Source organism: Bradyrhizobium sp. 191 (assembly GCF_023100985.1).
Taxonomy (GTDB): domain Bacteria; phylum Pseudomonadota; class Alphaproteobacteria; order Rhizobiales; family Xanthobacteraceae; genus Bradyrhizobium; species Bradyrhizobium diversitatis.
This window is the reverse complement of record NZ_CP064692.1, coordinates 4,773,200-4,796,145: the sequence shown is the minus strand read 5'-3', so window position 1 is coordinate 4,796,145 and position 22,946 is coordinate 4,773,200. Positions and strand designations below refer to the sequence as shown.

Genomic DNA, 22,946 nt, shown 5'->3' with positions numbered 1-22,946 from the left:
AGCCGGTTTGGCGGGCGTCCCGCGCCCGGCAGGATCGCGCTATTTGATCGGCGGACGCGGCAACACGGCCTCCCCCGCCTCCAGACGATAGGTGTGGTCGAGCGAGTACCAGGGCGCCGCAACATCACGTGCGGTGGGATGCGGCGTGTCGTGGCGCTGGAACTTGCCGATCAGCGCCTGCGTCACCCCGAACTGCACGTCGCTGTCGATATGCGGGTCGGCGGGATCGTAGACCTGCGAGATCAGCACCTTGAACCCGGGCTTGAAGATCAGGGCGTGCAGATGCGCGGGCCGGTAGGGATGCCGGCTCTGCGCCTCGAGCAGGCGGCCGACCACGCCATTGGTCGGAATGGGATAACCGACCATCATCACCGAACGAAACGAGAAGCGCCCATCCGCGTCGGTCGTGAACTTGCCACGCAGGTTCATGTCGGCCTGCTCGGGGTCCTGGTTCTCGTAGAGGCCGACCGGCGAGGCATGCCAGACATCGATCTCGGCGCCGGCGACGGGACGGCCGTCCTTGTCGACGACACGGGCGCTCACGAACAGCGGCGCGCCCGGCGTCTCGGAACGGACGATGGAGCCACCGTTCTCCACGCGCGGCGAGTTCAGCCGCCAGAACGGCCCAAGCAGCGACTGATCGGTTTCGGTATTGCCCTGATCGCCATTGTTGAGCAGGCACACCAGCGGCGAGACGCCGAGCGAGCCCGCCATCAGCACGACTTCATTATGCGTGTCGGTCGTCAGCTTGCCGAGCTCGGCGATGACCGCGGTGGCATCGCGAAACTCCTTCTCGGTCAGGCGGACGTCGCGCACGAAGCCGTGCAGGTGCTTGACCAGGGAGACCATGATCTGGCGCAGCCGCGGATCGGTTGTCCGCTCCATCACCGCCAGCGCCGCGGCCGTGACGTCCTGCTCGCGCTCGATGATCATCAGACGGCCCTCTCACCTTTCGTCATGGCCGGGCGTAGCCGTCCGAAGGACGGCGTCGCTTCCGCTCGCCTATGCCCGGCCATCCACGATCTTCTCACAGCACCAAAAACGTGGATGCCCGGGACAAGCCCGGGCATGACGAGTGCTGGGCACCGAGTCCCGGGATAACAGGACGCTACGCGTCCCGTCAGTTCAGTTTCTCGATCGCGACGGCCACACCCTGGCCGACGCCGACGCACATGGTGGCCAGCGCCAGCTTGCCGCCGCGCTTCTCCATGCCGTGGACGGCGGTGAGGGCGAGGCGCGCGCCGCTCATGCCGAGCGGATGGCCGAGGGCGATGGCGCCGCCATGCGGATTGACGAAATCGGCATCGTCCTTGACGCCGAGCTGGCGCAGGCAGGCGATGCCCTGCGAGGCGAAGGCTTCATTCAGCTCGATCAGGTCGAAATCGCTGATCTTCTTGCCGAGGCGTTCCATCAGCTTGCGGGTGGCCGGCACCGGGCCGATGCCCATGATGCGCGGCGGCACGCCGGCCGAGGCGAGCCCGAGGATGCGGGCCCGTGGTGTCAGGCCATGCTTTTTCACCGCGGCTTCCGAGGCCAGGATCATGGCGGCGGCGCCGTCATTGACACCGGAGGCGTTGCCGGCCGTCACCGTGCCGGGATTGCGCACGATTGGCTTCAGCTTGGCGAGACCTTCCAGCGTGGTCTCGGGACGCGGATGCTCGTCCTTGTCGACCGTGATGGGGCCGGCCTTGCCGCCGGGAATGGTGATCGGCGTGATCTCCTCGGCGAAATAGCCTGCCGCGATCGCCGCACCCGCACGCTGCTGCGAGCGGATGGCAAAGGCGTCCTGGTCCGCGCGCGAAACCTGGAATTCCTCGGCGACGTTCTCGCCAGTCTCGGGCATGGCATCGACGCCGTACTGCGCTTTGAGCAGCGGATTGATGAAGCGCCAGCCGATGGTGGTGTCGAAGATCTCGGCCGAACGCGAGAAGGCTTCCTGCGCCTTGCCCATCACGAAGGGTGCGCGCGTCATCGATTCGACGCCGCCGGCGATGGCGAGCTCGACCTCGCCGGCGCGGATGGCGCGGCCCGCGGCGCCGACTGCATCAAGGCCCGAGGCGCAGAGCCGGTTCAGGGTCTGGCCGGGAACCGAATCCGGCAGGCCCGCCAGCAGCAGCGCCATGCGCGCGACATTGCGGTTGTCCTCGCCGGCCTGGTTGGCGCAACCGAAGAACACTTCGTCCACCTGCGCCCAGTCGAGATTGGGGTGCTTTGCCATCAGCGCCTTGATGGGGGCGGCGGCCAGATCGTCGGCGCGCACCTTGGCGAGCGAGCCTCCAAAACGGCCAATCGGGGTCCGTACGGCATCGCAGATAAAGACGTCACGCATCGTTGTTCTCCCTGAATGCCGCGGTCCGGCCAAATTCTTCAATGTCGGCGGAGTTTTAGGAGGGCGCCCGCGGCAGGTCAATTGACGGTTTCGCGGGTCAGACGTCATTCCGGGGCGCGCCATTTGGCGCGCACCCGGAATCCATTTGTCGGCGTGACGTGCGGCCCGATGGATTCCGGGCCTGCGCCTGACGGCGCATCCCGGAATGACAGCGGAGAATGTGGCGACCGCTTTCGCACTGCGGACAACGTGGAAAAACCTCCCCTCCCGGGCCAAAGCGATAGGAGCAGGAGGCGAAATTTTGTAGGTTGCGCCGCCCATGACGATGCAACAGCCGATACCTGTCCCGCCCCCCGGGGACACGCCCGCGCCGCAGGCCGAAGCCGCCGCGCGCGTCACGCCGATGATGGAACAGTACCTCGAGATCAAGGCGGCGCATCAGGGCCTCCTGCTGTTCTACCGGATGGGCGACTTCTACGAGCTGTTCTTCGAGGACGCGGAGATCGCCTCGAAAACGCTCGGCATCGTCCTGACCAAGCGTGGCAAGCACCAGGGCGCGGATATCCCGATGTGCGGCGTGCCGGTCGAGCGCTCCGAGGACTATCTGCATCGTCTGATCTCGGCCGGCCACCGCGTCGCGGTCTGCGAGCAGACCGAGGATCCCGCTGCGGCCAAGGCGCGCGGCAACAAGAGCGTTGTGCGCCGCGGCGTGGTACGGCTGGTGACGCCGGGCACGCTGACCGAGGACACGCTGCTCGACGCGCGTGCCAATAATTACCTGCTGGCGATCGCGCGCGCCCGCTCCTCCGCCGGCGGCGACCGCTTCGGCCTTGCCTGGATCGACATCTCGACCGCCGAATTCATGGTCACCGAAGTTTCGGGCGGCGAGCTCCCCGCGACGCTGGCGCGCATCAATCCGAACGAGGCGATCGTCACCGACGCGCTCTACAACGACAGCGAGCTCGGACAGACCCTGCGCGAGCTGCCGGCGGTGACGCCGCTGACCCGCGACGTGTTCGACGGCGCGACCGCCGAGAAGCGGCTGTGCGACTACTTCGCCGTCGCGACCATGGACGGGCTCTCCCAGCTCACGCGCCTGGAGGCCACCGCCGCGGCCGCGGCAGTCACCTATGTCGACCGCACCCAGGTCGGCAAGCATCCGCCGCTGTCGCCGCCCGCGCGCGAGGCTTCCGGCGCGACCATGGCAATCGACCCGGCCACCCGCGCCAATCTCGAGCTGACGCGGACGCTGGCCGGCGAACGCCGCGGCTCGCTGCTCGACGCGATCGATTGCACGGTCACCTCGGCGGGTTCGCGTCTGCTGGCGCAGCGCCTGGCGGCGCCGCTGACCGACGCGCCGGCGATCGCCCGCCGGCTCGACGCGGTCAGCGCCTTCGTTGCCGATTCCACGGCGCGCGAGGACATTCGCAGCATTTTGCGCGGCGCACCCGACATGTCGCGCGCATTGGCTCGGCTCTCGGTCGGCCGCGGCGGACCGCGCGACCTCGCCGGCATCCGCGACGGCGTCATCGCCGCCGACCAGGTGCTGACGCGGCTCTCCGAACTGGATGGGGCGCCGCAGGAGATCACGGCGGTGATGGCGGCGCTGCAAAGGCCGTCGCGCGAACTCGCATCCGAATTTGCCCGTGCGCTCGACGAGCAGCTGCCCCTGATCAAGCGCGACGGCGGGTTCGTTCGTCCCGGCTTTGAGCCCGCCCTCGACGAGGCGCGGAACCTGCGCGACGCCTCACGCCTCGTGGTGGCCTCGATGCAGGCGCGCTACGCCGACGACACCGGCGTCAAGGCTCTGAAGATCCGGCACAACAACGTGCTCGGCTATTTCGTCGAGGTCACGGCCCAGCACGGCGACAAGCTGATGTCGCCGCCCCTGAACGCCACCTTCATCCATCGCCAGACGCTGGCGGGACAGGTGCGCTTCACCACCTCCGAGCTCGGCGAGATCGAAGCCAAGATCGCCAATGCCGGCGACCGCGCGCTCGGGCTCGAGCTCGAGATCTTCGAGCGGCTCTGTGCGAAAGCGCTCGAGATCAGCGACGATCTGCGCGCCGCGGCACAAGGTTTTGCGCTGCTGGACGTCGCGACGTCGCTGGCCAAGCTCGCGGTCGACGAGAACTATGTGTGGCCCGAGGTCGATGGCTCGCTCAGCTTTGCGATCGAGGCCGGACGCCATCCCGTGGTGGAGCAGGCCCTGAAGCGCAACGGCGAGCCGTTCATCGCCAATGCCTGCGACCTGTCACCTGCGCCAGCGCAGAAGTCCGGCCAGCTCTGGCTGCTGACCGGCCCGAACATGGCGGGTAAATCGACCTTCCTGCGCCAGAATGCGCTGATCGCGCTGATGGCGCAGATCGGCAGCTTCGTGCCGGCCACGCGCGCGCGGATCGGCATCGTCGACCGCCTGTTCTCGCGCGTCGGCGCCGCCGACGATCTGGCCCGAGGCCGCTCCACCTTCATGGTGGAGATGGTCGAGACCGCGGCGATCCTGAACCAGGCCGGCGAGCGCGCTCTGGTGATTCTCGACGAGATCGGGCGTGGCACCGCGACCTTCGACGGCCTCTCGATCGCCTGGGCCGCGATCGAGCATCTGCACGAGAGCAATCGCTGCCGGACGCTGTTCGCGACGCATTATCACGAGCTGACCGCACTCTCGGCCAAGCTACCGCGGATGTTCAATGCGACGGTGCGGGTGAAGGAGTGGCAGGGCAACGTCGTGTTCCTGCACGAGGTGCTGCCGGGCTCGGCCGACCGCTCCTACGGCATCCAGGTGGCGAAACTCGCCGGCCTGCCGCCGGCGGTGATCACACGCGCCAAATCCGTGCTCTCCAAGCTGGAGGCGCAGGACCGCGGCCAGACCGCGCGAGCCTTGGTGGACGACCTGCCGCTGTTCGCCGTGCCGTCGCGCGCCGCCGCGGAAGCCGCGCCGCCAAGCGAGGCCGAGTTGCTGATGGAGGCGGTCAAAGCGCTGCACCCTGACGAGATGTCGCCGCGCGAAGCGCTGGACGCGCTCTATGCGTTGAAGGCCAGGCTGCCGAAGCAATAGTGGTATCGTAGCCCGGATGAGCGAAGCGACATCCGGGGACGTATGTCCCGCATATCGCTGCGCTCATGCGGGCTACAAATGCAGGCTGGATAGCCTACGCCCGCGACGCGATCGCCGCCGCTTCTGCCGCCGCGCGCTGCATGCTGGTCGACATCTCGTTCGTCACGGTGCTCTGCTCCTCGATCGCCGCGGCCGTCGAGGTAACGTACTCGCTGACATTGTTGATCGCCTGCTTGATCGAACCGAGCGCGCTGACGACGTCGCCGGAAATGCTGTTGAGGCTGCCGATCTCCTCGCCGATCTTGTCGGTTGCCTGCTTGGCTTGGTTGGCGAGGCTCTTGACCTCGGAGGCGACCACCGCGAAGCCGCGGCCAGCCTCGCCGGCGCGGGCCGACTCGATCGTGGCGTTGAGCGCGAGCAGGTTGATCTGCCCGGTGATGTTGTTGATCATCTCGACGATGCCGCTCATCGCCTGCGCAGCTTCGGTGAGGCGCTGGGCCTGCGCGTCGGCGGAGGAGACCTGATCGACCGCGCTCATCGCGGTTTCGCGGGATTTGGTCATCGCCTCGGAGATTTCCCGCACCGAAGCATTGAGCTCCTCCGAGCCGGCGGCGACCGATTCCATCATGCCGCGGACGCGCTCATTGCCCATGCGGACCAGCACCTGTCTCGTGGTGTCGGTGGCGTATTTCACTACCTTGAACGGCTTGCCGTTGAGATCGAGGATCGGATTGTAGGAGGCCTGGATGTAGACCTCCTTGCCGCCCTTGCCGATGCGCTTGTATTCGGCCGCCTGGTATTCGCCGCGATTGAGCGCGGCCCAGAACTCGCGATAGCCGGCGCCATCGCGCTCGCTGGGATCGACGAACATGCTGTGATGCTGGCCCTTGATCTCGGCCAGCGAATAGCCGAGCGCGCCGAGGAAGTTGGCGTTGGCGGTGATGATCGTGCCGTCCATGTTGAACTCGATCACGGCCTGCGCCTTGTCGATGGCGGCGATCTGACCGGCGAGATCGGCGTTCTTCAGCTTCTCCGCGGTCACGTCGGTTGCGAACTTGACGACCCCGTACGGCTTGCCGGTCTCGTCGAGCAGCGGATTGTAGGAGGCGAGAATCCAGACCTCGCGGCCGCCCTTGGCGATCCGCTTGAACTCGCCGGCCTGATAGTCGCCGCGATTGAGAGCGGCCCAGAATTCGCGATAGGCCGAGCTGTTGCGTTCGGCCTCCGCCACGAACAGGCTGTGATGCTTGCCCTCGATCTCCGCCAGCGAGTAGCCGAGCGTCTTGCAGAAGTTCTCGTTGGCCGTGACGACGGTGCCGTCGAGCTTGAATTCGATGACGGCCTGAGCGCGGCTGATGGCGGCGATCTTCGACGCATCCGTCATGCTCCGGATCTTCTTCGCAGTGATGTCGGTCGCAATCTTGGCGACCATCACCGCCTTGCCGTTGCCGTCGAGCACTGGATTGTAGGAGGCTTCGATCCAGACCTCGCGGCCGTCCTTCGCGATCCGCTTGAACTCGCGCGCCTGATACTCGCCACGGTTCAATGCAGCCCAGAACGCCTTGTACTCGGCGGACTCGCGCTGGTCGGCCGGCACGAACATGGAGTGATGCTTGCCCTGAATCTCGTCGAGCCGATAGCCGAGGGCGTCGAGAAAGTTCTTGTTCGCCGTGACGATCGAGCCATCGAGATTGAATTCGATCATGGCCTGCGAACGGCCGATGGCGTCGAGTCGTGCCTGTGCATCACTGTGGGACTTGCGACCGAACATCAAGGAATCTCCATCTCGAAATAGCGTGGACGGCTCGTAGGGGAAACAACAGTTGCAGCGGCACAGCCGTATTCAAATCGACAATTCCCGCGCGTCCCCGCACTCGGATGCAGCTCGGACGAGTTCGCGCTCACGGCAACGGACGCGGGTACGCTGGTTTATTCGTAGATGAAAAGCGCGAAGAAAGTTCTAATAGACCTGTCGGAAATCGGCTGGAGCCAGAGCGATTCTGTGCGCATCGAAGACCAACGGTAATCGCGGCTGCGATTTGAAATGACGCATCTCGATCAATGGCTTGTGCGTACCCGCGCTGTGCTGGACATTTCTGGCCCGGCGTTTGCGCGGCGCGATGACGCTCCGCTCCGTAGTCTCACGGAGACCGCGCCTTCCGCATGACGCGTCCACGCTGCCACAGCGTCAAGTTCCACAGCACGCAGCTTGCAAGCGCAACAGAAAGACCAGTCGCCGATCCGAATTGCGCCACCGCAATGTGCATGATGGCGATCGCCATCCCGAAGCCGAGCAATCCCCAGGCGGAGTTGGCAAGCACCGCGGCCGTCGGCGGGCCGCCGATGCGCGGGTGCAGGATCACCATCATGCTGGTGAACACGACCGGAAACAGCGCGATGATACCGCTGATCCGCGGGCCGACCCATCCTGACGTCGAGACCACGATGGCGACGAGAGTCGCAACCAGCAGAGCCCGCATCGGCACGTCGTACCAGCGGCGCGTCACCAAAGGCATTTTCACATGGCGATAGCCCGCCAGGAGCGGAATGCAGATGCCGAATGCGATCAGGTTGGCGGCAAGCCCCGCGGCGAGCGACCAGTCGAACCGGCGGATGATCGATGCCAGCACGATCCAGACCGCGACTGCGCTTCCACAACTCACTACGAGATTGTGCCGCTGCGACAGCACGACATAGGTGAGACACATGAAAATCGTCGCCGCATTGACCGGCAGGCTCGCCAGCGCACCCTGCGCGATGAAGGCGGCGTCATGATCGATCGCGAGGAAGACGTAGGATGGACCGGCCGATACCGGCAGGGTCGCGACCAGCGCGCCGATCACAGGCCCCGCGCGTTCGGTGATGATCGACGCCGATACCACGAACGCCGCCGCGATCGCCATGCGCAGGAGCAGGAAGAGGATGAAGTGGAGGTCGAGGGACATTTTTGTTTTGTCGTCCCGGACAAGCGCAGCGCAGATCCGGGACCCATACTCACAGGCTTCGCTGTGTTAAGCAGTTTTAGTGGACAGTTCGGCGATACAATCGGCGCTAGGGATTCTGGGTCCCTGCTGTTCGCCGGGACGACACCGATTGTGGAGTAGCGGCCTTCGCCTTACATCCGCTGCATCGACACCGAGACCTTCGGGCCGTTCTTGATGGTCTGATAGACCACGCAATAGCGCTCGGTGAGCTTGAGCAGGAGATCGAGCTTGTCCTGAGGCGCGTCGGTGTCGACCTCGAAGCGCAGGCGGATCTCGGCGAAGCCGACCGGAGCTTCCTTGTCGATGCCGAGCGTGCCGCGGAAGTCGAGATCGCCCTCGGCGTAGACGTTGCCGGTCTTGAGCGGCACCTCGATCGCAGTCGCGACGGACTTCAGCGTGACGCCGGCACAGGCGACCAGGGCTTCGAGCAGCATGTCGCCGGAGCAAAGCTCGAGGCCGGAACCGCCAGTGCCCGGATGCAGGCCGGCCATCGCGATGGCACGGCCGGTCTCGACCTTGCAAGCAATGCCTTCGCCGTCGGTGGAGCCCTTGGCCTTCAGCGTGATCAGCGCGGCCTTGGGATCGGTCTTGTAGCGCTCTTTGATCGGGGCTTGCATCTCGCGCAGTTGGACAGCGTCCATCTTGTTCTCTCCCGGCATGTCGTTCCTCAGGAGCGGTATAGAAGGCGGCCGGTTTCGTGTCAGCTCATGATTGATGGGATCTGCCATGAGCGACCGGGATCGAGCCAAAAACAAACGTATTTTCATGATGTTACGCTTGAATCACGAGCAGCGCCGCAGACTGTCCGATCTGCATGACCGAACTCATCGGTCGCTGGCTTGCGAATGTCTCGTGACAGCGCCTGTCACCTCTTATATCCGGAGGGACATGGACAGCATCGCGACTGAGCAGAAGGCCGGGGTGGACGATCGTTTCGACACCACGCGGATCACCGCCGCGGTCGATGCGCTTGCCGAACAGTATCAGGGACGCGAGGACGCGTTCCGCACGGCGATGGCGCAATTGCTCAAGGCGGAACTTATCGCGGCGCGCGCCGCCGCGCAGGCTATCCTCTTGAAGGACCGCCACGGCCGGCGCTGCGCCGAGCGGCTGTGCCACGTGCAGGACGAGATCATCCGCATCCTGTATTCGGCGGCGACGCGCCATCTCTACCGCTCGCCGATCCCGAGCGGCGCCGAGCGCATGGCGGTCGTGGCCACGGGCGGCTATGGCCGCGGCCTGATGGCGCCGGAATCGGACATCGATCTGCTCTTCATCCTGCCCTACAAGCAGACCGCCTGGGGCGAGCAGGTCGCCGAGGCGATCCTCTATTGCCTCTGGGACATGGGGCTGAAGGTCGGCCACGCCACCCGTTCGGTCGACGAATCGATCCGGCAGGCGCGTGGCGACATGACGATCCGCACTGCGATCCTGGAGACGCGCTTCCTCACCGGCGACAAGCCGCTCTATGAGGAGCTGGTCGAGCGCTTCGACAAGGAAGTCGTGCAGGGCACCGCGTCGGAATTCGTCACCGCCAAGCTCGCCGAGCGCGAGGAGCGGCACCGCCGCGGCGGCCAGTCGCGCTATCTTGTCGAGCCCAACGTCAAGGACGGCAAGGGAGCCTTGCGCGACCTGCACACGCTGTTCTGGATCGCCAAATACGTCTACCGGGTGCGCGATACCCACGAGCTGGTCGCGCGCGGCGTGTTCGACGCGCAGGAATATCGCAGCTTCCGCCGCTGCGCCGATTTCCTCTGGTCGGTGCGCTGCAATCTGCATTTCTACTCTGGCCGCGCCGAGGAGCGCCTGTCCTTCGACCTCCAGCGCGAGATCGCGATCCGGCTCGGCTATACCTCGCATCCCGGCATGCAGGACGTCGAGCGCTTCATGAAGCACTACTTCCTGGTCGCCAAGGAAGTCGGCAACCTCACCGCCATCCTCTGCGCCAAGCTCGAGGACCAGCAGGCCAAGCCTGCCCCGGTGCTGAGCCGGATGATGGCCCGCTTGCGACCGACCGCGGCGAGGCGGCGCGTCCCTGACAGCGACGACTTCATCGTCGACAACAACCGCATCAACGTCGCCGCGCCTGATGTCTTCAAGCACGATCCGGTCAACCTGATCCGCATCTTCCGCCTCGCGCAGAAGAACAACCTCGCTTTCCACCCGGATGCGATGCGCGACGTGACGCGCTCGCTCGGCCTGATCAACGCGGGCTTGCGCGAAAATCCCGAGGCCAACCGGCTGTTCATGGAGATCCTGACCTCCGACAACGCGGAGATCGTGCTGCGGCGGATGAACGAGACCGGCGTGCTCGGCCACTTCATCCGCGCCTTCGGCAAGATCGTCTCGATGATGCAGTTCAATATGTATCATCACTACACCGTCGACGAGCACCTGATCCGCTGCATCGGCTTCCTCCAGGACATCGAGCGCGGCGGCAACGAGGAGTTCGCCCTCGCCAGCGATCTCATGCGCAAGAGCCGGCCCGAGCACCGCGCGGTGATCTACATCGCGACATTGCTGCACGACGTCGCCAAGGGCAGGCCCGAGGATCACTCGATCGCCGGCGCGAAGGTCGCCCGACGGCTGTGCCCGCGGCTCGGCTTCAGCCCTGCCGACACCGAGCTCGTGGCGTGGCTGATCGAGGAGCATCTGACGATGTCCACGGTCGCGCAGTCGCGCGACCTCTCGGATCGCAAGACCATCGAGAATTTCGCCGCCGTGGTGCAGTCGGTCGAGCAGATGAAGCTCTTGACCATCCTGACCACGGCCGACATCCGCGGCGTCGGCCCGGGCGTGTGGAACGGCTGGAAGGCGCAGCTCTTGCGCTCTCTATACTATGAGACGGAACCGGTGCTCACGGGCGGATTCTCGGAGGTCGACCGGGGAAAACGTCTTGCGGCCGCCCACGCCGAATTCCGCATGGCCTTCGCCGAATGGCCGAAGGACGAGCTCGACGCCTATATCGCCCGGCACTATCCCGCCTACTGGCTCAAGGTCGAGCTGCCGCGCAAGATCCGCCACGCCCGCTTCGTCCGCTCCAGCGAGCAGGCCGGCCACAAGCTGGCGATCAATGTCGGCTTCGACGAGGTGCGCGGCGTCACCGAGCTGACGATCTTTGCCGCCGACCATCCCTGGCTGCTGTCGATCATCGCGGGCGCCTGTGCCTCGGCCGGCGCCAACATCGTCGATGCCCAGATCTACACCACGACCGACGGCCGCGCGCTCGACACGATCTCGATCTCCCGGGAATACGACCGCGACGAGGACGAGGGTCGGCGCGCCACGCGCATCGGCGAGATGATCGAAGACGTGCTGGAGGGCAAGCTGCGCCTGCCCGAAGCCGTGGCGCGGCGCACCGTACGCAGCAAGGCGAAGCCGTTCGTGATCGAGCCGGAAGTGACCATCAACAACCAGTGGTCCGACCGTTACACCGTGATCGAGGTCTCGGGCCTCGACCGGCCCGGCCTGCTCTACGAGCTGACCACGGCCATCTCCAAGCTCAATCTCAACATCGCCTCGGCCCATGTCGCGACCTTCGGCGAGCGCGCGCGCGACGTGTTCTACGTCACCGACCTCCTGGGCGCGCAGATCAATGCGCCGACGCGGCAGGCTGCAATCAAGAGCGCGCTGACCCATGTCATGGCCGGCGACAAGGCGGTGCAGCCGGCGGCGTGACTCTCGCCGTCATTCCGGGGCGATGCGCAGCATCGAACTCTGGTGCGCACTTGCGCACCTGAGAATCTCGAGATTCTGGGTTCGCGCTTCGCGCGCCCCGGAATGACAACGGGGAGAGATTGGCGCGTTAGCCTTTCACACCTCCACCCCCTCATGCCGCAGCAGCCAGCGCTTGCGCTCCAGTCCGCCGCCGTACTTCACCAGCGAGCCATCCGCGCCGATCAGCCGGTGACAGGGCAGCACCACGCTGATCGGATTGGAGCCATTGGCATGGCCAACCGCACGAATAGCCTGGGGCATGCCGATCCTTGCGGCGAGCGCGCCGTAGCTCAGCGTGGTACCCGCCGGGATTTGCGCAAGCGCGGTCCAGACCTTCTGTTGGAACGGCGTGCCGGCGATGCGCCAAGCGATGGCCGAGAGCTGGCCGAGCTCGCCTTCGAAATAGCCGGACAGCGCCGTCCGCATATCCGCGGGCGCAGGCTGGTTGCTCAGATCCACGGCACCGTAATGCAGGCGCAACAGTCCGCGCATGCGATGCTCGTAATCCTCCCAGTCGAGCGCGCGTAGCGCGCCGTCGACATCGGTCACGAGCAGCGCAATCCCGATCGGCGTCGTCAGGCGATCGAGACCGAAGCGTTCAGGCGTCTTGATTGATCGAACAGGCATCGCGGCACCAGGCAATCGAAACACACCCATCGCACTTGCCATGCCGGCCGTGCTAACGTCCACCCGAAAGCTGACGCTTTTGGGGGGGAGCTGACCTTGATCCTGATCGCCAATGTGCTGGTGGCGCTGGTCGCGGCACTGCACGTTTTCTTCCTGATCCTGGAGATGTTTCTCTGGGACAGGCCGCTGGGCCTCAAAGTGTTTCGGAATACGCCGGAGAAGGCCGAGATCACGAAAGTGCTGGCCGCCAATCAGGGCCTCTATAACGGCTTCCTCGCTGCCGGCCTGCTCTGGGGCCTCCTGCACGGCAATCCCGCCTTTGCGCTCCAGATCAAGGCGTTCTTCCTGCTTTGCGTGATCGTAGCCGGCGTCTATGGCGCGGCGACCGTCAGCACGCGGATTCTGATGGTGCAGGCGCTGCCGGCGGCGGTCGCGCTGGTTGCGTTGTTCTTGGCTTAGTTTCTGGCCTGAGACGCTACGGCGCAGCGCGGCGATCCTTGCGCCGCGGCGAGGCTTCCTCCACAATCTTCGGCAGCGATGGCGACCGTTGCAATCAACGGAGAAAGACCATCGGCCGAAAATTCCGTCAGGAGGAACGAACCAACATGAACAATCGAAGAGCCTTCATAACGGCCACGGCGGCGTTTGCCGTCGCAGTCTCGACCAGCCAGGCCCTCGCCCAGAAGAAATACGACACCGGCGCAACCGACACCGAGATCAAGATCGGCCAGACCGTGCCGTTCTCCGGTGCCTATTCGGTCTACGCCAATATCGGCAAGACCCAGGCCGCGTACTTCAAGATGATCAACGATCAAGGCGGCATCAACGGCCGCAAGATCAACCTGATCCAATATGACGACGCCTATTCGCCGCCGAAGACGGTGGAGCAGGTGCGCAAGCTCGTCGAGGGCGACGAAGTGCTCTTCACCTTCCAGCTGATCGGCACGGCCGCCAACGCCGCCGTGCAGAAATACCTGAACGGCAAGAAGGTGCCACAGCTGCTCGCCTCCACCGGCGCCGCCCGCTTCAACGATCCGCAGAACTACCCCTGGACCATCGCCTACAATCCCAACTACGTGTCCGAGGGACGGATCTACGCCAAATACATTCTCAAGGAGCATCCGAACGCCAAGATCGGCGTGCTCTACCAGAACGACGATATGGGCCGCGACTATCTTGCCGGCCTCAAGAGCGGCCTCGGCGACAAGGCCGCCAGCATGATCGTCGGCGAGGTCTCCTACGAGGTCACCGACCCCACCGTCGATTCCCAGGTGGTCAAGCTGAAGTCGATGGGGGTTGATCTGTTCTTCGACGCCTCGACGCCGAAATTCGCGGCGCAGGCGATCAAGAAGCTTGCCGATCTCGGCTGGACGCCGGTGCACATCCTCGACATCAATGCGAGCCCGGTGTCGGCAACGCTGAAGCCGGCCGGCCTCGACATCTCCAAGGGCATCATCTCGACCAATTACGGCAAGGACCCGGGCGATCCCCAGTGGAAGGACGATCCGGGCGTGAAGGCCTTCTTCGCCTTCATGGACAAGTATTTCCCGGAGGGCGACAAGCTCAACACCATCAACACCTATGCCTATTCGGTTGCCGAGTTGCTGGTGCAGGTCTTGAAGCAATGCGGCAACGACCTGACGCGCGAGAACGTCATGAAGCAGGTCGCCAACATCAAGGGCTACACGCCGAGCCTGGCGCTGCCCGGGATCAAGATCAACACCGGCCCGAACGACTACCGCGTCAACAAGCAGATGCAGATGATGAAGTTCAACGGCGAACGCTGGGAGCTGTTCGGGCCGATCATCGAGGACACCGGCCCGTCGGGTTAGGCGCTGGTCTCGTAGGGTGGGTTAGCCGAAGGCGTAACCCACCACTTCTGCCGATACACGGGAACGAGAAGAGGTGGGTTACGCCCAGCGGACCGCGCTTCGCGCCGCCGCTGCGCTAACCCACCCTACAATCTACTTCGGTATCTCCCCAAAATTCTTTCCGACCGGCAGCACGGCGTGCCGGATCAGCCGCGAATCCTCCACCGCGGCCTGGCGGTGCTTCACCGCCTCGCGATAGACGGGATCGCGGATCATCTCGACGAAGGCCGCGACGCTGGGATATTCGGCGATGAAGCAATGGTCCCAGCGCTCCTCCTGCGGGCCGATCAGCATCAGCTCGAACTTGCCCTGCCAGACGATGCGGCCGCCGAGACGCTCGAACACCGGGCCGCTTTCGCGGCCATAGGCCGCATAGGCTTCCGCGCCGCTCGCCTTGCGGCCGTCCGGATAGGCCGCCTCCTTCCGCAGGCGCACCAGATTGAGCATGTGGATCGGGCCCGGGCGGTCGTTCTCCCGGAACTGCGCGAAGATCTCCTTGGTCGGATCGATGTGGCCCATGCGAGCTCCCTCTTTATTTATGCAGACGATCCTAGCCCCGGCGGCAGGGGAGCGGAACTGCGGCGGGCGAATGCCCCACCTCCTAATCACGCGTTAACGACAGGGTAACCGGGCCTTAAACAGCGACCGCTAGCGTGCGGCGGGGCGGACTGACCGGGCGTATTGCGTATGGCGTGGGGAAAGAAAAAGGGTGCGCGGAAGGAGCCGCTGTTCGGCTTGCCCGCGGCGCTCGCCGATCTGCGCCTGACCGCTGCGGACCGCGTTCCCGGCGGCGACGACAAGCCGAAGAAATCTGCGAAACCATCCGCCAAGCGCAAGAGCGAGGATGCCGGCGACGAGCCACCCCGCGAGCGGAAGGCACCTGCCGGCCGCAGCGGCGCCAAGCGCCGCGCGAAGTCGCGCGGCGGCTTCAGCCTCGGCCGCCTCGTTTATTGGGGCGCGGTGCTGAGCCTGTGGGGCGCCATCGCCGTGATCGCCGTCGTGGTCTATGTCGGCGCCCATCTGCCTCCGATCCAGTCGCTGGAGATTCCCAAGCGGCCGCCGACGATCCAGATCGTCGGCATCGACGGCAGCATGCTGGCGCAGCGCGGCGAGATGGCCGGCGCCAATGTCGCGCTGAAGGACCTGCCGCCCTACCTGCCCAAGGCGTTCATCGCCATCGAGGACCGCCGCTTCTATTCGCATTTCGGCATCGATCCCGTCGGCATCCTGCGAGCCCTCGTCACCAACGTGCTCCATCGCGGCGTGTCGCAGGGCGGCTCGACCTTGACGCAGCAGCTCGCGAAAAACCTATTCCTGACCCAGGAGCGCACCATCCAGCGCAAGCTGCAGGAGGCAGAGCTCGCGATCTGGCTGGAGCGCAAGCACTCCAAGGACGACATCCTGGAGCTCTATCTCAATCGCGTCTATTTCGGCTCCGGCGCCTACGGCGTCGAAGCCGCCGCACAGAAATATTTCGGCAAGTCGGCGAAGAACGTCACGATCGCCGAAGCCGCGATGCTGGCCGGCCTCGTCAAGTCGCCGTCGCGCCTTGCGCCGAACCGCAATCCGGAAGGCGCCGAAGCGCGCGCGCAGATCGTGCTCGCGGCGATGGCGGACGCGAAATTCATCACCGACGCGCAGGCCAAGGCCTCGATCGGCCATCCCTCCTACAACGTGAAGCCGGCCGGCGCCGGCACGGTCAATTACGTCGCGGACTGGATCGGCGAGGTGCTGGACGACCTGGTCGGCCAGATCGACGAGAGCATCAAGGTCGAGACCACGATCGATCCGAAACTGCAGAGCGTGGCGGAAGCCGCGATCATCGACGAGCTCGCGGCCAAGAGCGTGAAGTTCAATGTCAGCCAGGGCGCGCTGGTGGCGATGACGCCCGACGGCGCGGTGCGCGCCATGGTCGGCGGGCGGAACTATTCCGACAGCCAGTACAACCGGGCTGTGACCGCCAAGCGCCAGCCGGGCTCCTCGTTCAAGCCGTTCGTTTACCTCACCGCGCTCGAACAGGGCCTGACGCCCGACACGATGCGCCAGGACGCGCCGATCGAGGTCAAGGGCTGGAGACCCGAGAACTACACCCACGAATATTTCGGCGCGGTGACGCTGACGCAGGCGCTGGCGATGTCGCTCAACACGGTCGCGATCCGCCTCGGCCTCGAGGTCGGGCCGAAGAACGTGGTGCGCACCGCGCACCGGCTCGGCATCTCCTCCAAGCTCGAACCCAATGCCTCGATCGCGCTCGGCACCTCCGAGGTCTCCATGGTCGAGCTGGTCGGCGCCTATGCGCCCTTCGCCAATGGCGGCCTCGCGGTGGCGCCGCATGTCGTGACGCGGATCAGGACGCTCAGCGGCAAGCTGCTCTACATGCGCCAGCCGGAGGAGCGCAACCAGGTCATCGAGCCCCGCTATGTCGGCATGATGAACGCGATGATGCGGGAGACGTTGATATCAGGCACCGCCAAGAAGGCCGAAATTCCCGGATGGCCGGCCGCCGGCAAGACCGGCACCAGCCAGGATTATCGCGACGCCTGGTTCATCGGCTACACCGCCAACCTCGTCACCGGTGTCTGGCTCGGCAACGACGACAACTCGCCGACCAAGAAGGCGACCGGCGGCGGCCTACCGGTGGAAGTCTGGTCGCGCTTCATGAAGGCTGCGCATGAGGGCGTGCCGGTGGCAAACCTGCCGAGCTCACCAGGCGGCTGGGGCCTGTCCAACCTCGCCCAGGCGGCCTCGCAAGTGTCGCCACCGACAGCGGCAGCATCCGGACCGGCACCGGCGAACGCCGGCGGCTATCGCCCGCCGCCTCCCACGCGCGCCAATGTGCGGCCGGAAGCGGCGGCGGGGCTGGATGGCTGGCTGATGGACCGGCTGTTTGGCGGGAATCGATAGGCTCTGCCCGAGGTTTCGATGACCTCGAAACAAGAACGCTCGAAAACAACCCCATGCACAGTAGCCGAGGATAATGAAATCAACGGCTTGCGCAGGCAGCGCAGAGCCTGAAGCGCGCGCTTCATCACTTCGGCAATTCCTGCCCAGCGCGGCAAGATCGACCGCGACCCACGCATGGCTGATGGGAAAAACACCAATCTCTTCAAGCAGCCGTCTTCGGCCCGGGATTTGCTCTCATAGGTCGAGCAGGGACCTGGGAGCGTTCGATGATTTCAAATGTATCCGGTGCGGCGTTGCCTCATCTTCGGCCCGCATCAACTCCCGCGTCGAATGCGGCATCGGGTCTCCAACCGGTGGTACCGGACGCGACTGAGGCTGCGACCAGCAGCTTCCGGATTGACGTCTCGCAGGTCAAGCCGCTGTCAGGTGCCAAGGTGATATCGGCGGCGGACAATTCCCATCTGCGCGACCTCCTGGCAACGAACTGGCTGAGGACTCACGACGCGAGTGCGACGCAACCGGTCGCCGCAGACAACGCACCGGAGAACACCTACGCCCAGGTCAAGGTTGACGGCAAGGTGGTGGCCACGTTGTACAATGGCGGGTCCTCGGTGATGACCAACCAGGCCGCGGCGAAGGTCGGCAAGCTCGAAGATCCTCCCGGCTTGAGCGGGCCGGACCTGGCGCAATGGCGGGCCGACAGATATGCCGAGCTGCTTGGCGGCACCGTCGAGAAGGCCTCTACGGCCATCACGCAATCGCAATGGACGCCGCGCGAGAGCAGGCCCACGACATATAGTCGCGAGCAACTCGACGCGGCGTTCCAGGCGATGGTGGCGGAGGGTCAGACGGCTGGCGCGCAGCAGCAATCAGCCTATCTGGCCTCACGCGCGCAGGCGGGAACGAGTGCGGATTTCAAGGCGTGACGATGGCTTGATGCCGCCCCGCTCTCCGCTGTCATTCCCCGCGAAGGCGGGGAATCCAGTACGCCGCAGCTTCTTGATTCAATCAGAGCCGTCTCAGCGATCGGGATAGGGGGGAGTCTCGCGACTCCTCCCCTCCCACACCACCGTACGTACGGGTCCGTATACGGCGGTTCGGCGGATTATGCGGTGCGCTGAGCTGCGATGGACACCAGACCGAGTGAACCGAAGAGGGCGATTGGCAAGGCCATGTTGAGCGCGGGGCTGTTCGCGAGCCGCCAAGGGCCACGTGGGCTGCTGGCGGTCTTTGCCGCCAGAACCCGGCCGACGCCGCGGCGTCGCAACTCGGCAAAGCGAGCGGGTCCGCGCTTCCATTGCTTCCAGACGACGGCGCGCAACCGCCGCCTGATCCATTCATCAAGCGCGCGCAACACCGACGGAGTTTGGCAGAAGCCGAAGTAGCCGCGCCATCCTTTGAGATAGACGGACAGCTCCTTGACGCTCTGCGCGAGGCTTCGGCCGCCCGTGCGTCGCGTCAGCTCCCGAACCTTCGCCTTGAAGCGGGCGACGGCCTGCGGCGCGATACGCCGTCGTGGCGGCTGCTCCCATGTAAAGCTAAAGCCCAGGAACTTGCGGACACTCGGTTTGGCGACCGCGCTCTTGGCCTTGTTGACCTTCAGCTTGAGACGCTTTGCAAGGAACTTCTCGATGCCGGCCATCACCCGCTCACCCGCTTTCTGACTACGCACATAGACGTTGCAGTCATCGGCGTAACGCACGAAGCGATGTCCGCGCTTCTCCAATTCCTTGTCCAACACATCCAGCATCAGGTTCGACAACAGCGGCGAGAGCGGGCCACCCTGCGGCGTCCCCTCCTCAGTCGGGCTGACCAGTCCTCCCTCCATCACACCCGCGGTCAGAAAGCCGCGGATCAACTTCAGGAGGCGCTTGTCAGCAACTCTCTTGGCCACAAGCCCCATCAGGATGTCGTGGTTGACCCGGTCGAAGAACTTTTCCAGATCGATGTCCACGACAACGGCGTGCCCGGACGCAATGTAGGTCTGCGCCCGTTCCACCGCCTGATGCGCCGAGCGGGTCGGCCGGAAGCCGAAGCTCGCCTCGGAGAACGTTCCGTCCCAATCTGCCTGCAACACCTGCATCACCGCTTGCTGGATAAAGCGGTCGAGTACCGTCGGGATGCCGAGCGGCCGCAGGCCGCCCGATGCCTTCGGTATCTCCACCCGCCGCACCGGCTGTGGCTTGTAGGTGCCATCAAGCAACTGGGCGCGGATCGTGAGCCAGTGCTCCTTCAGGTAGGCCGGCAGTTCGTCGACGGTCATTCCGTCGACGCCCGCCGTACCCTTGTTGCGCTTCACTTGCGCCAACGCTTTCTTCAGGTTCTCACGCTCGACTACTGCTTCCATCGACGGCCCTGCGACCGCCGGGCGTTCGAGACTGGCCCCCGCCGCACTTGCTTCGACCTCTTGGGCGGCGGTATTCGGGGCTTCACCCCTTGTTCCGGTGCCCAAGTTCAGCTCGACCTGAGTTTTCTGTCGCATGGCTCGCGCGAGATGACCGCTCTACTGACCACTTCCACCGTTCGGGCCTTCAGCGGCGCGCTGCCGCCCACTATGCCCTCTGCTGACTTCTGCACGGCGGTCAGATCGCCTTGCGACGACCTCAGTCCCGTTGCCGGGACACCGCACAGACCTCCCGAGGTAAGACCGACCGCCTTCGCCGCACGCCCGCCGGATTTACCACCCCGACCCTTGATGACTATGGACTTCGCGATCAGTAGCTCGCTCGTCCGGCCGGGTAGGCCTCGTTATCCGGTAATTGTCCATCGAGCCGCGGCTTTGCTCCACGCTGTCTTCAGACCCCACCTCGCGATGACGCCCTTGCGCTTCGCTAACCCTTCGCCGTCATCAGGCTGGGTAGAGGACTTCCACCTCCAAGCTGTCGTTCATACTCGGCACACTACTGGATCGCCCGGTCACGCCGGGCGATGACACCCTGCAAGACGCGGGAAGCGAGGCCCTAATCCTCGACCCCGTAGCGGTGCAGATCGTTGCCGTGGGTGTCGAGCCACTTCTTGGCGCGCTCCATCGACGGGCAGACCTTGCCGCACACGCGCCAGAACCGCGCCGAGTGGTTCATCTCGACGAGATGAGCGACTTCGTGGGCGGCGAGATAGTCGAGCACGAAGGGCGGTGCGAGGATCAGGCGCCAGGAGAACGACAGCGAGCCGGCCGAGGTGCAGGAGCCCCAGCGGCTGGACTGATCGCGGATCGAGAGCCGCTTGACCCTGACCCCGAGCTCGGCGGCATAGGCTTCCGCCGAGCGCTGAAGATCGCGGCGTGCCTCGCGCTTGAGGAAGTCGCCGACGCGGCGGTCGACATGTTCGAGGCCGCCGGCGACGCAGAGAATGCGTTCACCGGACTCGCGCGTCTCGGTCCACACCGTGCCGCGCGTGCCGGCGCGATGAACGATGCGATGGGGCGTGCCGCGCAGCGGTATGACCGTGCCCGGCTGAAACGGTGCGGCCTTCGGCAGGCGGCCGAGACGTGCGGCGATCCACGCACCGTGACGCTGCGCGAAATCCTTGGCCTCCGCGAGCGTGCCGCGCGGCGGCATGGTGAGGATGGCTTCGCGGTCGCTCGGATGAATTCTGAGCGTGTAGCGGCGCGCGCGGCGGTGCCGACGCAGCCGAATCGCAAAAAATTGCGATCCGTGGGTGATGACGAGGGTCTTCGGTTCGTGGGGCCGACGATAAAGGAGTGCGCGAGTGGCCATGTCTGTCAGTCCGGGGAGCAGGAGTTCGCCCGGATTCTGCCATAACCGCCGCCAAGGAAAGCGCTCGGCGCAAAAACAAATCATTTGCCCAATATACAGCGGTCAGACGCCCGGGAGACCCTATAGACTGGGGTTGGAACCCGTTTTTTTCGCCCTCGCTGGATGCATGCGGCACCCCCAAGGGGTGAGGAAAGACTCACTCCTATAAAGCTACCTAAATACCGCGAATCCCGCGGGAACTTACCCCCGTCGAAGGCCTCGACAGGCGCCGGAATTTCGACGGGAAAGCCGAAATTCGCGGCTGGAGTCGTTCCGATGAAAATCGGAACGGCTTTAGAGTCTCAATCTGACGCGTTTTCTTTACGCGAACCGGCCACTGCTTCGCTCGAAAACGCTCTATTCGGCCGCGAGAGCCTGCAACGAGCTCGGATTCGCGGCCGAAACCATGAAGTCGTGAATCCGCGGCACGATCTCCGACTTGAAACGCGATCCGTTGAACACGCCGTAGTGTCCGACGCCCTTCTGGACGTAATGAACGCGACGATGATCGGGGATCGAGCTGCACAAACCGTGTGTTGCTTCCGTCTGACCGAGGCCGGAGATGTCGTCGTTCTCGCCTTCGACCGTCATCAACGCGACGCGCTTGACCTTGGACGGTTCGACGCGGGTTCCACGATGGGTCATCTCGCCCTTCGGCAGCGAGTGCTTCACGAACACGGTGTCGACGGTCTGCAGGTAATACTCGGCCGAGAGATCCATCACCGCGAGATATTCGTCATAGAAGTCGCGATGCTTGTCGACGAGATCGCCGTCGCCCTTCACCAGATTGGCAAACAGCTGCTTGTGCGCATCCATGTGCCGATCGAGATTCATGCTGATGAAGCCGTTCAGCTGCAGGAATCCCGGATAGACGTCGCGCATCATGCCCGGATGCGGGAACGGCACCTTGGTGATGACGTGGTTGCGGAACCAGTCGATACCGCGCTCCTGCGCGAGGTTGTTCACCGCGGTCGGATTGCGGCGGGTGTCGATCGGGCCGCCCATCAGCGTCATCGAGGTCGGCACGAACGGATCGCGCCGCGCTTCCATGATCGAGACGGCCGCGACCACGGGCACGGAGGGCTGGCACACCGCCATGACATGGGTGTTGCCGCCGAGCACATGCAGCATCTCGATGACATAGTCGATGTAATCGTCGAGATCGAAGCGACCTTCGCTCAAGGGGACCATGCGGGCATCGGCCCAGTCGGTGATGTAGACCTCATGCGCCGGCAGGAAGGCCTCGACCGTGCCGCGCAGCAGCGTTGCGTAATGGCCGGACATTGGGGCCACAATCAGCACGCGCGGTTGCGGGCTACGCAGCGGGCGGGTGAACTTGCGATCGAAATAGAGCAGCCTGCAGAACGGCTTTTCCCAGACCGAGCGGACCTCGACGGGGACGCGGATGCCGTTGACCTCGGTGTCGTCGAGACCCCATTCCGGCTTGCCGTAGCGGCGGGTGGTGCGCTCGAACAATTCGCAGGCCGCGGCGACCGACTTGCCGACCTCGGTGCGCGCCCAGGGGTTGAGGGGATTCTGAAAGAGCAGCTTGGTCGCGTCGGTGACCGCACGTGCCGGATTGAGAGAGGCATGAGCCATCTCGTACATCCAGTACATCGGCGTCGTCAGGACCGGACTGCCTTCTGCCGCCAGCGGCGGCGCGCCGCCAAACTCACCAATGGGCATTGCTATATTCCTCTT

General features: G+C 64.9%; 16 protein-coding genes. 6 read left to right on the top strand and 10 right to left on the bottom strand.

Going from position 1 to position 22,946, the window contains the following annotated elements; all coding sequences use genetic code 11:
• Positions 1 to 39: 39 nt before the first annotated feature.
• Positions 40 to 933: a dioxygenase gene (locus IVB23_RS22265; protein ID WP_247800048.1), complete on the bottom strand. Its 894-nt coding sequence runs from the start codon at positions 931 to 933 to the stop codon at positions 40 to 42.
• 187 nt (positions 934 to 1,120) lie between these two features.
• Positions 1,121 to 2,329, bottom strand: coding sequence for a 3-oxoadipyl-CoA thiolase (gene pcaF / locus IVB23_RS22260; protein WP_247800047.1), 1,209 nt, complete (start codon positions 2,327 to 2,329; stop codon positions 1,121 to 1,123).
• Between the two features lie 319 nt (positions 2,330 to 2,648).
• On the opposite strand from pcaF, the gene mutS reads away from it, so the two are divergent.
• On the top strand, positions 2,649 to 5,387 hold the full coding sequence (mutS, locus tag IVB23_RS22255) for a DNA mismatch repair protein MutS (RefSeq protein ID WP_247800046.1): 2,739 nt from the start codon (positions 2,649 to 2,651) through the stop codon (positions 5,385 to 5,387).
• Positions 5,388 to 5,481: 94 nt separating this feature from the next.
• Here the strand turns inward: mutS and IVB23_RS22250 are convergent, their stop codons facing one another.
• The 3 genes from IVB23_RS22250 to IVB23_RS22240 form a co-directional block, all read right to left on the bottom strand.
• Positions 5,482 to 7,158 (bottom strand): PAS domain-containing methyl-accepting chemotaxis protein, encoded by a 1,677-nt coding sequence (locus IVB23_RS22250; RefSeq protein WP_247800045.1) that lies wholly within the window; start codon positions 7,156 to 7,158, stop codon positions 5,482 to 5,484.
• A 370-nt stretch (positions 7,159 to 7,528) separates the two neighbouring features.
• Complete coding sequence (locus IVB23_RS22245; RefSeq protein ID WP_197965406.1) at positions 7,529 to 8,332, bottom strand: hypothetical protein; 804 nt, start codon at positions 8,330 to 8,332, stop codon at positions 7,529 to 7,531.
• Positions 8,333 to 8,502: 170 nt separating this feature from the next.
• Positions 8,503 to 9,012, bottom strand: coding sequence for an OsmC family protein (locus IVB23_RS22240; protein ID WP_247800044.1), 510 nt, complete (start codon positions 9,010 to 9,012; stop codon positions 8,503 to 8,505).
• Between the two features lie 247 nt (positions 9,013 to 9,259).
• On the opposite strand from IVB23_RS22240, the gene IVB23_RS22235 reads away from it, so the two are divergent.
• The gene (locus IVB23_RS22235; RefSeq protein WP_061879830.1) at positions 9,260 to 12,049 is read left to right on the top strand and encodes a [protein-PII] uridylyltransferase; all 2,790 of its coding nucleotides are present in this window, start codon (positions 9,260 to 9,262) and stop codon (positions 12,047 to 12,049) included.
• A 135-nt stretch (positions 12,050 to 12,184) separates the two neighbouring features.
• On the opposite strand, the gene IVB23_RS22230 is transcribed toward IVB23_RS22235, so the two are convergent.
• Positions 12,185 to 12,715, bottom strand: a complete 531-nt coding sequence (locus IVB23_RS22230) for a methylated-DNA--[protein]-cysteine S-methyltransferase (RefSeq protein WP_247800043.1) — start codon at positions 12,713 to 12,715, stop codon at positions 12,185 to 12,187.
• A gap of 96 nt (positions 12,716 to 12,811) precedes the next feature.
• Here IVB23_RS22230 and IVB23_RS22225 point away from each other — a divergent pair, with 96 nt between their 5' ends.
• Both IVB23_RS22225 and IVB23_RS22220 read left to right on the top strand, forming a co-directional pair.
• The gene (locus tag IVB23_RS22225; RefSeq protein WP_247800042.1) at positions 12,812 to 13,174 is read left to right on the top strand and encodes a DUF1304 domain-containing protein; all 363 of its coding nucleotides are present in this window, start codon (positions 12,812 to 12,814) and stop codon (positions 13,172 to 13,174) included.
• Positions 13,175 to 13,320: 146 nt separating this feature from the next.
• Entirely contained in the window at positions 13,321 to 14,547 is a 1,227-nt protein-coding gene (locus IVB23_RS22220) for an ABC transporter substrate-binding protein (protein WP_247800041.1), read from the top strand.
• Positions 14,548 to 14,679: 132 nt separating this feature from the next.
• Here the strand turns inward: IVB23_RS22220 and IVB23_RS22215 are convergent, their stop codons facing one another.
• Positions 14,680 to 15,105 (bottom strand): DUF1330 domain-containing protein, encoded by a 426-nt coding sequence (locus IVB23_RS22215; RefSeq protein WP_057198131.1) that lies wholly within the window; start codon positions 15,103 to 15,105, stop codon positions 14,680 to 14,682.
• Between the two features lie 168 nt (positions 15,106 to 15,273).
• On the opposite strand from IVB23_RS22215, the gene IVB23_RS22210 reads away from it, so the two are divergent.
• Positions 15,274 to 17,490, top strand: a complete 2,217-nt coding sequence (locus IVB23_RS22210) for a penicillin-binding protein 1A (RefSeq protein ID WP_247800040.1) — start codon at positions 15,274 to 15,276, stop codon at positions 17,488 to 17,490.
• A 266-nt stretch (positions 17,491 to 17,756) separates the two neighbouring features.
• Positions 17,757 to 18,416 (top strand): hypothetical protein, encoded by a 660-nt coding sequence (locus IVB23_RS22205; protein WP_247800039.1) that lies wholly within the window; start codon positions 17,757 to 17,759, stop codon positions 18,414 to 18,416.
• A gap of 179 nt (positions 18,417 to 18,595) precedes the next feature.
• Here the strand turns inward: IVB23_RS22205 and ltrA are convergent, their stop codons facing one another.
• The 3 genes from ltrA to phaZ form a co-directional block, all read right to left on the bottom strand.
• The gene (gene ltrA / locus IVB23_RS22200) at positions 18,596 to 19,972 is read right to left on the bottom strand and encodes a group II intron reverse transcriptase/maturase (RefSeq protein ID WP_247799886.1); all 1,377 of its coding nucleotides are present in this window, start codon (positions 19,970 to 19,972) and stop codon (positions 18,596 to 18,598) included.
• A 478-nt stretch (positions 19,973 to 20,450) separates the two neighbouring features.
• On the bottom strand, positions 20,451 to 21,290 hold the full coding sequence (locus IVB23_RS22195) for a SprT family zinc-dependent metalloprotease (protein WP_061879835.1): 840 nt from the start codon (positions 21,288 to 21,290) through the stop codon (positions 20,451 to 20,453).
• 312 nt (positions 21,291 to 21,602) lie between these two features.
• Positions 21,603 to 22,931, bottom strand: a complete 1,329-nt coding sequence (phaZ, locus tag IVB23_RS22190; protein WP_061879836.1) for a polyhydroxyalkanoate depolymerase — start codon at positions 22,929 to 22,931, stop codon at positions 21,603 to 21,605.
• Positions 22,932 to 22,946 lie beyond the last annotated feature (15 nt).

What these genes read in the sequence shown, in the direction of transcription:
- IVB23_RS22205 (WP_247800039.1), top strand. Translation starts at nt 17,757, where the DNA reads ATGATTTCAAATGTATCCGGTGCGGCGTTGCCTCATCTTCGGCCCGCA.
- mutS (WP_247800046.1), top strand. Translation starts at nt 2,649, where the DNA reads ATGACGATGCAACAGCCGATACCTGTCCCGCCCCCCGGGGACACGCCC.
- ltrA (WP_247799886.1), bottom strand. Translation starts at nt 19,972, where the DNA reads ATGCGACAGAAAACTCAGGTCGAGCTGAACTTGGGCACCGGAACAAGG.
- phaZ (WP_061879836.1), bottom strand. Translation starts at nt 22,931, where the DNA reads ATGCCCATTGGTGAGTTTGGCGGCGCGCCGCCGCTGGCGGCAGAAGGC.
- IVB23_RS22265 (WP_247800048.1), bottom strand. Translation starts at nt 933, where the DNA reads ATGATCATCGAGCGCGAGCAGGACGTCACGGCCGCGGCGCTGGCGGTG.
- IVB23_RS22235 (WP_061879830.1), top strand. Translation starts at nt 9,260, where the DNA reads ATGGACAGCATCGCGACTGAGCAGAAGGCCGGGGTGGACGATCGTTTC.
- IVB23_RS22230 (WP_247800043.1), bottom strand. Translation starts at nt 12,715, where the DNA reads ATGCCTGTTCGATCAATCAAGACGCCTGAACGCTTCGGTCTCGATCGC.
- IVB23_RS22210 (WP_247800040.1), top strand. Translation starts at nt 15,274, where the DNA reads ATGGCGTGGGGAAAGAAAAAGGGTGCGCGGAAGGAGCCGCTGTTCGGC.
- IVB23_RS22240 (WP_247800044.1), bottom strand. Translation starts at nt 9,012, where the DNA reads ATGGACGCTGTCCAACTGCGCGAGATGCAAGCCCCGATCAAAGAGCGC.
- IVB23_RS22250 (WP_247800045.1), bottom strand. Translation starts at nt 7,158, where the DNA reads ATGTTCGGTCGCAAGTCCCACAGTGATGCACAGGCACGACTCGACGCC.
- IVB23_RS22245 (WP_197965406.1), bottom strand. Translation starts at nt 8,332, where the DNA reads ATGTCCCTCGACCTCCACTTCATCCTCTTCCTGCTCCTGCGCATGGCG.
- pcaF (WP_247800047.1), bottom strand. Translation starts at nt 2,329, where the DNA reads ATGCGTGACGTCTTTATCTGCGATGCCGTACGGACCCCGATTGGCCGT.
- IVB23_RS22195 (WP_061879835.1), bottom strand. Translation starts at nt 21,290, where the DNA reads ATGATTTGTTTTTGCGCCGAGCGCTTTCCTTGGCGGCGGTTATGGCAG.
- IVB23_RS22215 (WP_057198131.1), bottom strand. Translation starts at nt 15,105, where the DNA reads ATGGGCCACATCGATCCGACCAAGGAGATCTTCGCGCAGTTCCGGGAG.
- IVB23_RS22220 (WP_247800041.1), top strand. Translation starts at nt 13,321, where the DNA reads ATGAACAATCGAAGAGCCTTCATAACGGCCACGGCGGCGTTTGCCGTC.